Annotated in this window: 12 protein-coding genes and 1 pseudogene; 4 read left to right on the top strand and 9 right to left on the bottom strand. The window is 46.7% G+C overall.

Annotated features, from left to right (window positions below):
* Positions 1-64: 64 nt before the first annotated feature.
* Complete coding sequence (locus ASD24_RS28245) at positions 65-1264, top strand: MFS transporter (protein ID WP_056703328.1); 1200 nt, start codon at positions 65-67, stop codon at positions 1262-1264.
* Between the two features lie 202 nt (positions 1265-1466).
* Positions 1467-2315 carry an aldo/keto reductase gene (locus tag ASD24_RS28240; RefSeq protein WP_056703326.1) on the top strand — a complete coding sequence of 283 codons (849 nt, stop codon included), beginning with the start codon at positions 1467-1469 and terminating at the stop codon, positions 2313-2315.
* 190 nt (positions 2316-2505) lie between these two features.
* On the opposite strand, the gene ASD24_RS28235 is transcribed toward ASD24_RS28240, so the two are convergent.
* The 7 genes from ASD24_RS28235 to ASD24_RS28205 all read right to left on the bottom strand — a co-directional run bounded on the left by ASD24_RS28235 (position 2506) and on the right by ASD24_RS28205 (position 10394).
* A complete protein-coding gene (locus tag ASD24_RS28235) occupies positions 2506-3579 on the bottom strand; it encodes a pectinesterase family protein (protein ID WP_056703323.1) in 1074 nt (357 codons plus the stop codon).
* Positions 3576-4688: a glycoside hydrolase family 88/105 protein gene (locus ASD24_RS28230; RefSeq protein WP_056703321.1), complete on the bottom strand. Its 1113-nt coding sequence runs from the start codon at positions 4686-4688 to the stop codon at positions 3576-3578. The genes ASD24_RS28235 and ASD24_RS28230 overlap by 4 nt, the downstream gene beginning before the upstream one ends.
* Before the next feature lie 88 nt (positions 4689-4776).
* On the bottom strand, positions 4777-5745 hold the full coding sequence (locus ASD24_RS28225; RefSeq protein ID WP_056703318.1) for a LacI family DNA-binding transcriptional regulator: 969 nt from the start codon (positions 5743-5745) through the stop codon (positions 4777-4779).
* A gap of 32 nt (positions 5746-5777) precedes the next feature.
* On the bottom strand, positions 5778-7373 hold the full coding sequence (locus tag ASD24_RS28220; RefSeq protein WP_056703315.1) for an extracellular solute-binding protein: 1596 nt from the start codon (positions 7371-7373) through the stop codon (positions 5778-5780).
* 57 nt (positions 7374-7430) lie between these two features.
* Complete coding sequence (locus tag ASD24_RS28215) at positions 7431-8312, bottom strand: carbohydrate ABC transporter permease (protein ID WP_056703312.1); 882 nt, start codon at positions 8310-8312, stop codon at positions 7431-7433.
* A 27-nt stretch (positions 8313-8339) separates the two neighbouring features.
* Positions 8340-9257 (bottom strand): ABC transporter permease, encoded by a 918-nt coding sequence (locus tag ASD24_RS28210; protein ID WP_235540943.1) that lies wholly within the window; start codon positions 9255-9257, stop codon positions 8340-8342.
* Between the two features lie 333 nt (positions 9258-9590).
* Positions 9591-10394 carry a helix-turn-helix domain-containing protein gene (locus tag ASD24_RS28205; protein ID WP_056703308.1) on the bottom strand — a complete coding sequence of 268 codons (804 nt, stop codon included), beginning with the start codon at positions 10392-10394 and terminating at the stop codon, positions 9591-9593.
* A 115-nt stretch (positions 10395-10509) separates the two neighbouring features.
* On the opposite strand from ASD24_RS28205, the pseudogene ASD24_RS28200 reads away from it, so the two are divergent.
* Together ASD24_RS28200 and ASD24_RS28195 are read left to right on the top strand one after the other, a co-directional pair.
* Positions 10510-11733, top strand: a pseudogene (locus ASD24_RS28200) (MFS transporter).
* A 70-nt stretch (positions 11734-11803) separates the two neighbouring features.
* Complete coding sequence (locus ASD24_RS28195; RefSeq protein WP_056703305.1) at positions 11804-12589, top strand: ABC transporter ATP-binding protein; 786 nt, start codon at positions 11804-11806, stop codon at positions 12587-12589.
* Between the two features lie 157 nt (positions 12590-12746).
* On the opposite strand, the gene ASD24_RS28190 is transcribed toward ASD24_RS28195, so the two are convergent.
* Together ASD24_RS28190 and ASD24_RS28185 are read right to left on the bottom strand one after the other, a co-directional pair.
* Positions 12747-13481 (bottom strand): class I SAM-dependent DNA methyltransferase, encoded by a 735-nt coding sequence (locus ASD24_RS28190; RefSeq protein ID WP_056703303.1) that lies wholly within the window; start codon positions 13479-13481, stop codon positions 12747-12749.
* A gap of 120 nt (positions 13482-13601) precedes the next feature.
* Positions 13602-14897 (bottom strand): glycosyltransferase family 2 protein, encoded by a 1296-nt coding sequence (locus ASD24_RS28185; RefSeq protein ID WP_056703300.1) that lies wholly within the window; start codon positions 14895-14897, stop codon positions 13602-13604.
* Positions 14898-15000 lie beyond the last annotated feature (103 nt).

The raw sequence follows: 15000 nt of genomic DNA, 5'->3' as shown, positions 1-15000 counted from the left end.
ACGGAATATCTCATAATAGCATTTGCCAGTACGTAAATCCACATTCCAGGGAGTTGAGCTATATATGTTACAAAGTTCCAAACGAAGTACACTCGCGCTGCTGGCACTCGCAATCAGTGCATTTGCCATCGGCACCACTGAATTTATCAGCGTAGGTCTGTTGCCACTTATTGCAGATGATCTCGGCATATCTGTAACCACAGCGGGATTAACCGTTACCTTATATGCACTTGGCGTGACGTTTGGAGCACCTATCCTAACCTCTCTAACGTCTACCGTCTCACGCAAAACGTTGTTACTTGCAATCATGCTTGTTTTTATCGCAGGCAACACGCTTGCGGCCTTATCTAGCGGGGTTACGCTGCTGCTCATTGCTAGAATCATCACAGCCCTATCTCATGGTGTATTCATGTCGATTGGTTCAACGATTGCAGCAGATCTTGTACCTGCCAATCGTAGAGCCAGTGCGATCGCCATCATGTTCTCCGGGTTAACCATTGCGACCGTAACCGGTGTACCGTTAGGCACACTTATTGGTCAGCAATGGGGTTGGCGTGCAGCCTTTATTCTTATCGTGGTCATTGGGCTCATCGCGTTGGTTGGTAACCTGCTGCTCGTGCCCTCCACACTGGAGCGCGGAACACGCACAGCCTTCCGGAACCAACTGAAACTTGTAACCAACGGAAGACTGCTGCTTGCCTTCGTCATTACGGCCGTCGGATATGGAGGGACATTCGTTGTCTTCACCTATCTGTCTCCACTATTACATGATATTAGCGGGTACGCAGAGCCAACGGTAGCACTCATTCTACTTGTGTACGGGATCGCCATTGCGATTGGTAATATTCTTGGAGGAAAAGCAGCCAACCGCAGTCCACTACAGGCACTTTTCTACATGTTTATGATCCAAACCGTAATTCTGGGTATACTATATTTCACAGTTCCCTTCAAAACGGCAGCATTGGTTACGATCCTAGGGATGGGTATGCTTGCTTTTATGAATGTCCCCGGATTACAGATGCATGTGGTGACCCTCGCAGAGCGGTATGCACCGCAGGCAAAAGACGTAGCCTCAGCCTTTAACATCGCTGCCTTTAACGCTGGTATTGCAATAGGCGCCTATCTCGGTGGTGTAATCACGGATTCCATAGGCTTGATCCATACAACATGGGTAGGTGCACTCATGGTACTCATTGCCGTAATCCTAACCGCTTGGGCGAGAGTGCTTGACCGTAAAGAAATGCATGTACCGGCGCATAAGTAACTTCACTCACTAAAATCTACCAACTCTAGATACTCTTCAATCTAAGAGCTTATCTTAAGTAGGGAACCGGTTTCAAAAAAGTGTATAATTATATAATATACGTTGATTGCAATTTGATCTACTATGATTTGATTTTGTATCATGAACTAATAGCAATTCTACACGAAGTAACGAATTGTATACACATCAAGGAGGAATTTTCATGACAACAGCACAAAACTTACAATCGACAACAACATTGCATAACGGCGTTCACATGCCTTGGTTTGGACTCGGCGTATTCAAAGTAGAAGAAGGAGCCGAGTTAATCACAGCGGTTAAACATGCCATTAAATATGGTTATCGCAGTATTGATACTGCTGCGGTATATGGCAATGAAGCTGGTGTAGGACAGGCAATTGCTGAAGCATTACAAGAGAACAATCTTAAGCGCGAAGACCTCTTCATCACCTCCAAAGTATGGAATGCTGACCTTGGGTACGAAGAGACACTTGCCGCCTTCGATACAACGATGAACAAGCTAGGACTCGAGGTCTTGGATCTATATCTGGTTCACTGGCCAAAAGCAGGTAAATATAAAGCTGCATGGAAAGCCATCGAGGAACTCTACCAAGCAGGCCGGATTAGAGCGATCGGGGTAAGCAACTTCCAGATTCATCATCTGCAAGATCTCATGCAGGACGCTACGATCACTCCTATGGTGAATCAAGTAGAATATCATCCTCGTCTGACGCAGACGAAGCTGAAAGCCTTCTGTGAAGAACACAACATTCAACTTGAAGCATGGTCCCCGCTCATGCAAGGTCAGCTGTTGGACAACCCGGTGCTCACAGAGATTGCATCAGCAAAAGGCAAGTCAATTGCACAGATCATTTTGCGTTGGGATCTACAGAACGGTGTCGTTACTATTCCAAAATCCACTAAGGCGCATCGCATTGAAGAGAATGCTTCGATCTTTGATTTCGAGCTATCTTCTGAAGAGATGGAACGAATCAATGCGCTGAATGAAGATCAACGCGTTGGACCTGACCCGGATAACTTTAACTTCTAATCTCTAATCCGTTGAATCAAATATCGCTCCAATAAGATCCACAAAGCCTCCACTCCCTTCGCCATGGCGGAAGGTATGGAGGCTTTTCGTGCGATAGCAGCAGAAACGTTTAAGTATCATAGAATAGCTGATACGAGAGCAGCGCTCATACGGCTATAATCTGAACCACGGATACATGCCGATAAGTATTCTAATCGCTTGGCTTTTCAATCGGGGAGGAAGCACGGAAAGGTTGCCAATTATCTTCACCAGACAAAATAAGAGGTATCGTGTATTCAGCCGCTTCCTCCTCCGTTAGGAGGTCAGCCCATGGTACACGAATGCCTGCCTGTGCTTTTCCTGGCCCTGAACTGTTATACTCTGCGAATACCACGGTGCTCTCTGCATCGGTTTTGTTCCAGTTATGCCAGCCTTCCTGCTTCACATGGGCTCCAATCCAGCAGTTGAGAAAGCACACTTTTGCATAATTACGCCATGGTCGTCCAAGATACACCGATTCAGGAGGTGCGTTGCTGGTTAGATCACAGTCAATAAACACATAACCATACTTCACATCCTCAGGCGTGGAAGCCGCAGTAACATAGCCCTGCACTTCTCCCTGTACCTGATCTGCACCGGACACACGAATCTTAGAGAAGATCTCACAATCTTTGAACACCGCCGTCGCCGAGCCAAAAATAAAATCAACATCGCCCTCAATGTAACAGCCTTCATAGTATTGTCGTAGCTTACGCCTCTCAGCCCCATCGCGTGGCCCGCCAAAAAAGCTTCGATCTAACGGTTGCTCTGGGAGCGGCCCGGTGAAGATTGTATCCTGGTGCCCAATGAATCGGCAGTTCCGAAAGGCTGCCCGGTCTCCGTCAACATATATCGCCAGAGCCTGACCAACAAGCTTACCTGGCCCCGCCGAGTTTACGAACGAGAGCCCTTCTGCGGTAAAGTCATCAGACCCAACAAACACGGTATAGGAATGAAATGTATGATACAGCTCGCCGTTCGGGAATGTCTTGAGGGCATGGTCATCATACGTGATGATCGTCTGCTCGGCTCCCTCACCGATGAGGTGAACCTTAGACTTCTCAATATGCAGCTTCTCAACATACACCCCTGGTTTAATGCGAACCTCCAGCTTGGCTGCAGAATGATCAGGAATTGCGTCAATCGCAGCCTGAATGGTCGTGTAATCCCCACTTCCGTCGGTTGCCACGGTATAATATATAGTGCTCTGGCTCGGGTCTGTGGATGGCAGCACACGTTTGGTCATGACAATCGCTCCATTTCCAGCGCGGCCAGTAGAAGTGGTGCTGTCCCCATGAAGGAATCACTTACTACCTGCTCACCCACGTAATAGCTGTACGATCCATCTCGATCAAGACTAAGTCCTGCCCCATGACAAATGCTGTTCAGCTTCACTCCATCTGCCGTCTCTTCTACCAACCTAGATGTCAGACCTTGCCATCCTTTCTCAGCCGCTTGCTTGAACTGTGGCTCCAAATAACGCAAGCGAACACCCTTCGCAAGTGCGTACACAAACATACTTGAACCTGAAGCTTCCAGGTAGTTGCCTTTGCGGAACCCTTGATCTAACACCTGGAACCAGAGACCACTCTCCTGCTCCTGCACGCGTACCAATGCGTTACACATCCGCTCGAAGATACCGATAATGGTTCCCCGCTTCGGATGATGGATCGGGAAATGCTCTATACTATCCACGATGGCCATCGCATACCAGCCCATCGCCCGACTCCAGAAGTGTGCGGAACACCCTGTTGTGGAGTCTGCCCATACCTGCTCCTTCGATTCATCCCATCCATGATAGAGCAGACCTGTTCGCGGATCGCGGGTCTTACGCTCAACCAGCAAAATCTGATGAGCGACCTCATCCCATAATTCCGGACGATTGAACTTTTTCGCGTATTGTGCGAGAAAAGGGGCGGACATGTACAGTCCATCCAGCCACATCTGGAATGGATAGATTTTTTTGTGCCAGAAGCCACCTTCCGATGTTCTTGGCTGCCCCGCCAGTTGTGCCGCGAGTAGATGCGCCGCTTCCTCATAACGCTGATCTTCAGCATCATCCATTAGACTAAATAGATTCTTACCCTGATTAATCTGATCCAGGTTGTATTCTTCAAGCGAATACGTTGCGATCGAACCATCCTTTTGAATATATAGATCCATATGCCGCTTCATAAAATCAATATATTCACCTTTGCCATACTGTTCACCCGTTTGCGCCATCGCCATAAGAGTCATGCCTTGAACATAAGCCCAGCGTTCAGAAGGAAATGCATGATAACCGTCATTGTCACATTGCTCTACAATCGTCTCTGCTATTCGTTCAGACCAGGATAACTGTGTCTGTATTGGCATACAATCAACCTCCTAGGATGTGATACGGTATTGTATATTGCAAACTCGATCCTCAAACGACCTGTTATTGTTATTGATGCTCAGGTCATCACGTCCGAGAAACTGCCGTTGAACTGCGGTGATTCAGCTGCGGTTGAATGACTACCGGATATTCCGTCTGCTCCCCGCGAATTAACGATACGATTAGCTCTGCTGCCTGTGCCGCCAGTTCCTCCAGCGGCGGACCAATCGTAGTCAGCGCGACTTCGGCGTACTGCATATCCGGCAGATCATCATAACCGATTAATGAGATATCCTTAGGCACGTTATAACCAGCTTCGAGAAGCGCACGTAGCGCCCCCCGAGTCACCAGGTTGTTAAGCCCGATAAACGCTGTTGGCGATTCCGGCCCAAATGTATAATTTCGAATGGCAAAATATCCATCCTCCCACGATGAGTGGGCAGGCAAAACGTAGTGAGGTTCAAATTCAAGACCTGTACGCTGCAGCGCTTCTCGGTATCCTTCCAGCTTGATATTCTGGGAGTTCCCTATGAATCCGATCCGACTGTGTCCGAGGGATTGAAGGTGCTGTACTGCCTTGTAAATTCCTTCTTTGCGATCAATCTTGATGTAAGGAGAATTCGGAGCTTCATCCGTACCGAGTACAAAACAAGGCATGTTCAAGGTAGCGAACTTTTTCCAGAAGGCTTCCCGATCTTCGAGTGCGTAATCCCAGAGGATACAGCCATCCACACGTAACTGACTGAATATATCCACCCCATCATCCGCTACAACGAGGATCATCTGGTAGCCCCGTTTCTTGAGTTCCGCATGTAAATTACCTGATATGTTGGAGAACAATGGATTGCTCAGTTCATCAAGAACAAAGCCAATGATGTTGCTTCTGCCAGTGGAGAGCTGCTGAGCCATAATGTTTTTTCGATACTGGTGCTTCTCTGCCACCGCGAGCACTTTCTGTCTCGTCGCAGGTTTGATTCGAGGATCACCGTTGAGCGCCTTGGATACTGTGCTATAGCTCACCCCTGCCAGTTTGGCAATGTCCTTAATGGTTATCAAAATCAATCAACACCTCTCATACCTTGGGAAACTTATTGCTGTGCAGCTTTGTACCGGTCATATTGCGCCTGTCTGCCGGCAATAACTTGCTCAATGTTCATTTTCTTTAATGTCTCAATATAGCTATCGAACTGATCTAGACTTGTATCTCCACTAATAAATTTGAAGTTCATTTCTTCCACATACGTCGTAATATCTGGCATGGACATGCTCTCTACGCTAGCTTCATCTGGCAGAGCATACACAAACGGGAACGGTTCACGAATATACGATTCCATTTCCTTATCCAGCTTGGCATGCCACTCTGCTACGACCGAATCTGCAGAATCGGTGGATTGAATATTAGGCAGATTGACCGGACCAATACCGAGCTTCTGAATGTATTCGTTATCTTTACCTTTATCCGTGAAGGTCTTCACACCATTCTCTTCGGTATAGGTATCATCCTTAATACCCCATGTGTAATATGTCTGCGCTTCCTCACTTACCGCATAATCCAGGAAACGGAATGCTAGCTCTGGATTTTTGCTATCCCGGGTAATTCCGAAAATACCACTCACCGGTGTACGTCCAACATAGAATTGGTCGCCATGCGGCCCTTTCAACGGCAAGATGCCTTTGAAAATAGGCTCAGCTGGGTTGTAATCCTTGTACAGCGGACTGTAGACCATCGACATATACCAACTAAAATTAAACGTTGCACCCGTTAAATCCTGCGAGATCCGAGATGTTACCTGATCACTCGTTGTGCTGGCATAATCTACACCGAGCAGACCTTCCTTATAAAGGCCGTTCAGGTAGGTCAGATATTCCTTATAGGCAGGCTCATAGTAACTGAAATGAACTTTGCCTTGATCATCAGCATAGAATTGGTTCGATAGATCCAAGCCAAATACCGGGCCAAATGCCATCGGAATAAACTTAGATTCCATCGACAATGGAATTTCATCCGCCTGCCCATTGCCATTTGGATCATCGGTCTTAAATTTGCGCAGCATCGCCGTGAACTCATCCAGTGTTGTTGGCTCGTTCAAGCCCAGCTTCTTCAGCCAGCGCTGATTGATCATAAATACAGGCATATAGTTTTTGGTCAGCGTTTGCTGCGGGACATAATATATTTTACCATCTGGCGTTGTTAAACTGGCTTTGACCGCAGGCGATTGTTCATATATTTTTTGGAGATTCACTCCATACTTATCGATCAACTCATTCAATGGAATAAACAATCCACTATTAATATACTTCATAAGCTGATCCTGATCAGGCAAGTAGACGATATCTGGTAAGCCAGTACCTGCTGCCAGCCTTGGATTGACTGCATCCGCATAGTTCTGGGGCGGAATCAGATCCCATTCAACTTCAACCCCTGCATTACTCTCAATTTTTTTCACAATGGCGGCCGTAGATAGATCTACGTTAGTCGTCCACGCATTCGTTCCAAGAATGGACAGCTTCGCATCAGGCTGATCAGTCACCGGCCCTGCTCCAGTGTAATTAAATGCAGGTTCTGAGCTTGTTGGGGCATTCCCTGCATCGCTTCCTGTTCCTGCACCGCCGCTACAACCTGCTAAACTGATCGCCAATATTGCTGCAATAACACTTTTTCTTCCTGCTCCTCTAATTCTCATCCGCTAATCCTCCTTGTTATGAACAACCTGGGTCATACGGTGATCAAGTCAGTAAGGCTATCCTTTCACGGCTCCGAGGGTAATCCCTTTGACGAAGTACCGTTGGATAAATGGGTAGATCGATACAATCGGTAGAATGCTGACCACAATAGATACGTACCGGACTTGAAGTGTTGAGACTGCCAGCGCACCCGAAGTCATGGTGCCCCCCATCTTCTGCATCACCTCAGGTGAGGCCATGATCAATACTCGGCGTAAGAACATCTGTAAGGGTTGCATATCCTGCTTACCGAGATATAGTAGCGCAGAGAAGAAATTGTTCCAGTGAAATACGGCGTAATACAGCGTTAGAACAGCTAATGTTGGTTTGATAATAGGCACCGCCAGGCGGTATAGCATCGTCATTTCGTTGGCACCATCGATACTTGCGCTCTCAAAAATTTCATTCGGAATGCCTTCGAATGCGGAGCGACAGATCATCACGTTAAATGTAATGACCAGCACAGGTAGCACCATGACCCAGCGTGTATTGTACAATCCGAGAGATGTAATCAACATGTAGACGGGAATGAGTCCACCCGAGAAATACATGGTGAAGGCGATGAAAAAGTTCAACTTTCTACGCAGGAAAAATTGCTGTCTTGATAAAGGGAATGCCGCTAGGCAGGTCGCAACAATATTAAGCAGCGTACCTACGACGGTGTACCACAGGGTATTGTAAAAAGAGACCCATAACTCGCTATATTGCAGCACCATTTTATAACCCGAGAGCGTAAAACCTACTGGCCACAAGACCACTTGTTGTTTGTCGATGGCTTCCACCGAACTGAATGAAATACTAACAACGTACAGGAAAGGATATAAGGTAACAGCGACTGCCAAGATGGTCAGCAAATAGATAAATGCATAGAATAACCGGTCACTTCTCGATTTTTGCATATCAGATCTCCTTTGGGGGGAATGGTCTTACCAGAGTGACATCTTGGTCAATCGCCGAGTCATTGAATTGGCTGCAAATACAAGTACAAACGTGATGATCGAGTTAAACAGACCCACGGCTGTTGCAAAACCGTAATTCTGCCCTTCAATCCCCATCCGGTATACGTAAGTGGATAATACATCGGCCGTCTCGTAGGTAGCTCCGTTATAGAGCAGATATACTTTCTCGAAGCCTACACTCATAATTCCACCTAGCGATAGAAGCAGCAGAATGACAATCGTTGGTTTGATGCTCGGAAGAGTCAGATGCCAAAGCTCTTGAAATTTGTTGACTCCATCAATCTTGCCGGAATCGTACATCTCAGGGTCTATGCCCATAATCGCAGCAATGTAGATAATGGAGCTAAAGCCAAAGCTCTGCCATATATCCGAGCTGGTGAAGATGGTACGGAACCATCCGGCGTCCATCATGAAGTTCACTTTTTCCATACCAAGCTTGGCGATCAGGGTGTTGACGATTCCGTCTGTAGGGGACAGAAAATTGATAATCATCCCTGCCACAACGACAGTGGAGATAAAGTGCGGAAGATAAGTAATGGTCTGGGCAAATCGCTTGAAGGTTCGATTCTTAATCTCAACGATACAGACAGCGAACAGAATGGGGATGGAGAATCCGAATAGAAGCGGTAGGAAGGCGAGCAGAAATGTGTTGCGCAGCAGCCTCCAGAAATAGATGGAATTCACAAACTGATCGAACCACCTTAGACCAACCCACTCCCCACTGAACATTCCCTGACCGGGAATGAAATTCCGAAAGGCGAGCAAAATGCCCGGCATGGGGACGTACATGAAAATAACGTAATACAGAAAGATTGGAGAGAACATAAGCAGCAAATACTTATCCCGTTTGACTAGGCTGAACAACGTAGACATCCGTTTTTTCACCTTGAATCATTCCCCCTCAGATTAAAATTACAACGTTTGAATTTTTGGATAGAATTAAACCTTTTTTCCATAATCACACCTACTCAGCAAATTCATTATAGTTAATAAACATGATTAAATTAGCATAAAGTGCTATTTACTCTGATGTTGTGAAGCTGAGTTAATAATCTACGCCCAAAATTACAACGTTGTAATTTTAACTTAAATGTATACGCTTACATAAACTTTTAATCATCTTAGCAAAGTCTAACTTGTTTGGCAACAACAAAAATCAGTGTCCGGCTGTAACTTTCTTGAATACAGTCTCGCATACGCGAGACTGCCCATGATAATTTAGACCTGATTCCGATATTCCATCGGTGTCATAACATACACTCGCTGAAAAGCTCTATACAACTGGCTGACGCTGGAGAATCCCAGCTCATAACTGATTGTGGTTACTGAATCAGTCGTAAGGCGGAGCCTTCTGGACGCTTCTTCTACCCGCAAATTTAGCAAATATTGATAAGGTGTTGATCCCGTAAGAGCCTTGAAAGAACGCATAAAATGATACCGGCTCTGATGCGCAACCACCGCCATCGAATCAATATCCATTGGGCCTGTGTAGGCACTGTGAATGTAATCAAGCACTCGGCGGAGATGAGGATCAATGAATGTACCGGTATCTACCGTTTCTATTTCATTTTCCTGCCCCATCAACATACGTCTTAGATATGTCTCAATCGCTAGTTCTGTTTCCTGTACTCGCAGCAAGTCGGGCATGTCATCTAACAAAATGGAATGCCAGCTTCGAAACAGGCTACTGATCTCCGCCGGATCGAAAGTCTGGGCAGGCCGAAACTCAGTCCGTCTCCCACTTAACTCCGCGCCTTCGTAACTTCCTAAAGGCGGTTTACGGAACTTGATCACTATGACAGCCGAATCTGAACCTATTTCAAAATGATGCTCCATTTGAGGATGGGCAACAATCCCCATGCCTGCTTTCAGAGGGTATGCATGCTGTTCCTGTACCAGATAACATTGGCCTCTGACCGGCAGCGTTAGCTGATACCAGTCGTCATGTACATGAGGCTCATTCGCGAATCCTCCAGTAGCTTTCCATAATTCCAACCCATTTAGCGTCATGTTTAATTCCATCGTTTCCTCACCTGCTGACATTATAGCAAATCGTGCTCACTTTCCAAGCACTTTTCACAAAGACATGATCTGCCCCCATCTTTTATCATAAAAAAATAATTCGAGGTGATCTCCCATGGCTCAGGCCACTTTAAGCAAAATGCAAATCAACTCCTCCGCCAATTGGGCACTCGCCGGAGTCAGTTTCGCCCATCTGCTGAATGATGCGGTGCAGACGGTTGTTCCATCTGCGTTCCCGCTGTTCCAGCAGACCATGCAGCTCAGTTTCGCCCAGATGGGCTGGATTGCCTTCACCCTGAATATTACCGCATCCGTTCTTCAGCCACTGGTCGGTTATATGTCAGATCGCAGGCCAATGCCCATCCTGCTCCCCGGAGGCATGTTATTCTCCTTGGTCGGTGTTCTTGGCTTAGCCTTGTCTTCCGAGTTATGGATGCTGCTTGTTTCGGCAGCACTGATTGGCATCGGCTCATCCATCCTCCATCCCTAATCCTCACGCGTAGCCCATATGGCGGCAGGCCGTGGACGCGGCATGGCGCAGTCGATCTTCCAGGTGGGAGGCAACACGGGACAGGCCATTGCACCATTACTGGTTGCCTTCATCCTGCTGCCACATGGGCAGCGTAGTTTTCTGTGGCTGATGGGTTTTGCCCTGATCGGCATTGTTATTCAGTCTTATGTCAGTCGCTGGTACAGAGACAAGCTTGCCGAGACTCGCATTCGCCAGCAACAGCCTCTTAAATCCAGCGGCGCAGAGTCGGTAGCTCGACCTATGAGCAGAGGATTCATCGCTTTTACAATGGGAATTCTTATCCTGCTGCTGTTCTCCAAATTCGTATATATCGCTGGCATGACCGGATACTACGCCTTCTATTATGCCGACGCATATCACTTGCCTCTCTCCCAAGCGCAGATCTGTCTGTTCGTTCTGCAATTCGCAGGTATGGTCGGAACCCTGCTCGGCGGCCCACTCGCTGATCGCTATGGACGTAAACCGATGATCTGGTTCTCCATTGCGGGCACCGCACCGTTCTCCCTGTTACTGCCTTATGCAGGACCCGTCTTGTCCATGGTGTTGTGCGGAATGATTGGACTAATTCTGATGTCCGGCTTCAGCGTCATCATTGTTTATGCACAGGAATTGCTTCCTCGTCATATTGGAACGGTATCCGGATTGTTTTTTGGCCTGTCGTTCGGCATGGCTGGACTTGGCTCGGTTGTGTTAGGTTCCTTAATTGATGTGACCAGCGTTGCGTTTGTTATCAAGTTATGTTCGTTTTTACCACTACTTGGTGTGTGTGCTGTATTTCTGCGCAGGGATCGACCAAGGACAGCGTGATGACCGTTGAACCTCTTTCGTTTTGTGACTACAATACAACTAAGACAATGGAGGATGACAGAAAGAAGGAATGAATATGATGATTGATGTGCAGCACGTGTCCTGGCGAAGAGGAGCGATTACCTTGTTGAATGATGTCAGTTGGTCTGTACGCAAAGGTGAGCACTGGGCGCTTCTCGGTCTGAATGGTTCAGGTAAAACGACACTGCTTAACATGATTACCGGCTATCAATGGCCGTCTGAAGGTAAGATCTCTGTGCTTGGGCATGCCTACGGGGATGTCGATTTACGGCAGCTTCGGAAGTCGATTGGATGGGTCAGCTCTTCCCTACAGGAGAAATTACATGGAAGCGACCGAACGCAGAATGTTGTTATAAGCGGGAAACATGCCACCATCGGGCTGTATGACCAATGTTCCGATGAGGATCTCGAACAGGCGAAAGAACTGATGAACGCGCTTGGTTGCCTACATCTATGGGATCGAGAGTATCGCACGTGTTCCCAAGGGGAGAAGCAGAAGCTACTCATTGCGAGAGCACTGATGGCCAACCCGCGTATCCTGATTCTGGACGAGCCTTGCAATGGCCTAGATTTATTCTCTAGAGAACGACTACTGGAGAGCATTCGTAATCTGACCCTGCGTCCTGATGCTCCGTCTCTCATTTATGTTACACATCATACAGAAGAGATTTTGCCTGTATTTAGCCATAGTCTGCTACTTCGTAGAGGTGAGGTCGTAAACCAGGGATTGACCAGCGAGTTGATGAATGCTGAGGTACTGAGTCAATTTTTTGAAGCCCCAGTTGAAGTTGATCGACACGGAGATCGTGTGTATGTTAGGGCAGCAGAACAATAATAGCTTATTTCATCAACATCTATTACTATGTTGTGCACACATTTCTGTGTATAGAGCTCTAATTCATCAGCCCAAACCTCTTATCCACATGTGGATAGAAGTTTGGGCTGATGGCGCTTAGATGAATTATCCACAGCAAGCTGTGCAAGTCATCCTTTTATTTTCGAGCCGATAAGAATAAAAATAACGGAATCCGCTGACGCCGTAGATACGTCTCTTCATTCACAAAATGCTGACGCTGTGGCGCTGACTCCCGTAAATGCTCCACACGGAAGCCCGCCTTCTGTAGAGCGATGTAGTATGATTCAAGTGCACGGTGCATCTTCTTCACCGAACCACCTAACCACTGTTGCTCCCGAAACCCTTCGATGAAATATTGATCTACGATCCAGTTCGTTCGAGTACCTGAAGGCTGTAAGGTGGATGTGATTACCGGATGTTCAACCGAAAAACTGAACGTTCCTCCATCCTTTAAGGTGTGATATACCTTTTGAAATAGGCTATCTATATCTTCGATGTAGTGAATGGCTAATCTGGATATTGCCACGTCATAGGTCTGCGCCTCATCATTCCAGTCCTCAAGGAACGCTTGCTTGATCTCAGCATTCAGACCTTTTACCGATTCGTGGGCTGCATCTACCATGTTAACTGACCCCTCAACCCCGGTGTAACTAGCCGCCCGATGCTGTGCCCCAAGCAATTCTGCACCAAACTTGGCATCCCCGCAGCCTAGATCTAATACGCTTTTGCCTGAGACATCTCCAATTAACTCCAGCATAATGGGCTTCTCCAGCGTATCGTTCGCATTCTCCTGCCACTGCCGTCGCTCCATATACTTCTCAAAGTTAGCCTCATTATCATAGAAATCCGATCCCCTGTTAACCAGCCTCATCGCCTCCTATTTATTCGCTCGAATGAGTATACCTGAAGTCTGTAAGACCGTCCACCTATACCAAAAGACCACCTTCCGAAATGTTCAGAAAGTAGCCTGATAGCGTTAGAATGAATTTGATTATCCAAAACGTTGTGTCTTATACCACTTACTCTCACGCTTACGGATCTTATCCATCGTTAACGAGTAAGATGCCTTGATGGAAATGAGAATAAATAACTGTGCATAGGTAAAATAGGATAGGCAGGCGTATATGAAATTGCGTATATTGCTCTGTCCAATATCAGAAGCCAGGGCGAGATTAATCTGCAGCACATAAATGTAGTACATTAATGCCCAAGCGATAACAAGATACACATACACGTCTCCTGAGAACTGGAATGGAGCGTTGAATTCAGGTTTGAATAGGCCAATAATCTGGAACACGAGGTTAACGATAAAAATAATATCCGATACAATGATCGCAATCATAAACCAAAAATAGCTGATAGCATAGTACAGCAACAACACCTTGCTACGCCAGTTAGTGCGGTTGAACAGGTTCAGGAAATTATCCAGTACCACCTGGTAGTTTCCTTTTGCCCAACGTTCGCGTTGTTTCATGTATACACTGAGCTTCTCAGGCTCCTGTTGATATGCCTCGGCTTGGGGAGCCAGTGCAATCAATTGTCCACGAGCGAGAATGTCAAAAGACAGTGCGGTGTCTTCGGTAATGGCTGTAACATCCCAACCACCGATCTCACGGATTAGTTCTGTTTTTATAATATAGTTCGTACCCGGAATTGTACCTAGCTTGAACAGCTCCCAAAGGCCGGTGTGATAGACACGTTGTGCCGTAACAAGCTCCAAGTTAATACATTTGGACAAGAAGTTCTGCCCTCTGTTCCGAGCTTTGTTTCTTCCATATACGACGCCATACTTCTCTGGGTTTTCCAATGACTTCTGCGCCAGAAACATTAATGAATTGCGCTCTGGGGCTGCATCAGCATCGAAAATGCAAATCCACTCCCCTGTTGCTAGCTCCAATCCGTCATTTAATGCACCGGATTTTCCTCCAGTTCCTTTGCGCTCCATTACAGTCACATCACGATGGACATAACGGGTTTTGCTTAGGAAGGCATGCAGCTTCGCCGCGGTATCATCTGTGCAGTTGTCTGCAATAACAATAACCTGTACCTTCTCTTCGGGATAATTCATCTGCAATATATGTTCCACGGTAGCCACAATAACCAAACCCTCATTATGAGCAGGTACCATAACCGTTACTGTCGGATAATGATCCATATCTTTAGGGATATGAACGCCTATCTTCTCCTGTTTATGAATGAAACGAATGGCTCCCGTCATGATGAGGATGGACTCAAATACAGCTATCCAGATACTAAAAATTGATAACAGTAAAAGAATATCAGCCACTTAGTTTCCTCCGATCATATTTGCGATAGACTTTCGAGCGGAATCGAAGCGTGGCAATCGTTAAGCCTACTGTACACAACATCAAAATACAGCTAATAGCTAT

It is taken from the genome of Paenibacillus sp. Root52, assembly GCF_001426865.1.
GTDB lineage: Bacteria > Bacillota > Bacilli > Paenibacillales > Paenibacillaceae > Paenibacillus.
The sequence above is the reverse complement of the archived record's forward strand: the minus strand, read 5'-3'. Positions and strand labels throughout refer to the sequence as shown.

Coding starts and splice junctions, on each gene's coding strand:
- ASD24_RS28245 (WP_056703328.1), top strand. CDS start 65: ATGTTACAAAGTTCCAAACGAAGTACACTCGCGCTGCTGGCACTCGCA.
- ASD24_RS28240 (WP_056703326.1), top strand. CDS start 1,467: ATGACAACAGCACAAAACTTACAATCGACAACAACATTGCATAACGGC.
- ASD24_RS28235 (WP_056703323.1), bottom strand. CDS start 3,579: ATGACCAAACGTGTGCTGCCATCCACAGACCCGAGCCAGAGCACTATA.
- ASD24_RS28230 (WP_056703321.1), bottom strand. CDS start 4,688: ATGCCAATACAGACACAGTTATCCTGGTCTGAACGAATAGCAGAGACG.
- ASD24_RS28220 (WP_056703315.1), bottom strand. CDS start 7,373: ATGAGAATTAGAGGAGCAGGAAGAAAAAGTGTTATTGCAGCAATATTG.
- ASD24_RS28215 (WP_056703312.1), bottom strand. CDS start 8,312: ATGCAAAAATCGAGAAGTGACCGGTTATTCTATGCATTTATCTATTTG.
- ASD24_RS28205 (WP_056703308.1), bottom strand. CDS start 10,394: ATGGAATTAAACATGACGCTAAATGGGTTGGAATTATGGAAAGCTACT.
- ASD24_RS28195 (WP_056703305.1), top strand. CDS start 11,804: ATGAATATGATGATTGATGTGCAGCACGTGTCCTGGCGAAGAGGAGCG.
- ASD24_RS28190 (WP_056703303.1), bottom strand. CDS start 13,481: ATGAGGCTGGTTAACAGGGGATCGGATTTCTATGATAATGAGGCTAAC.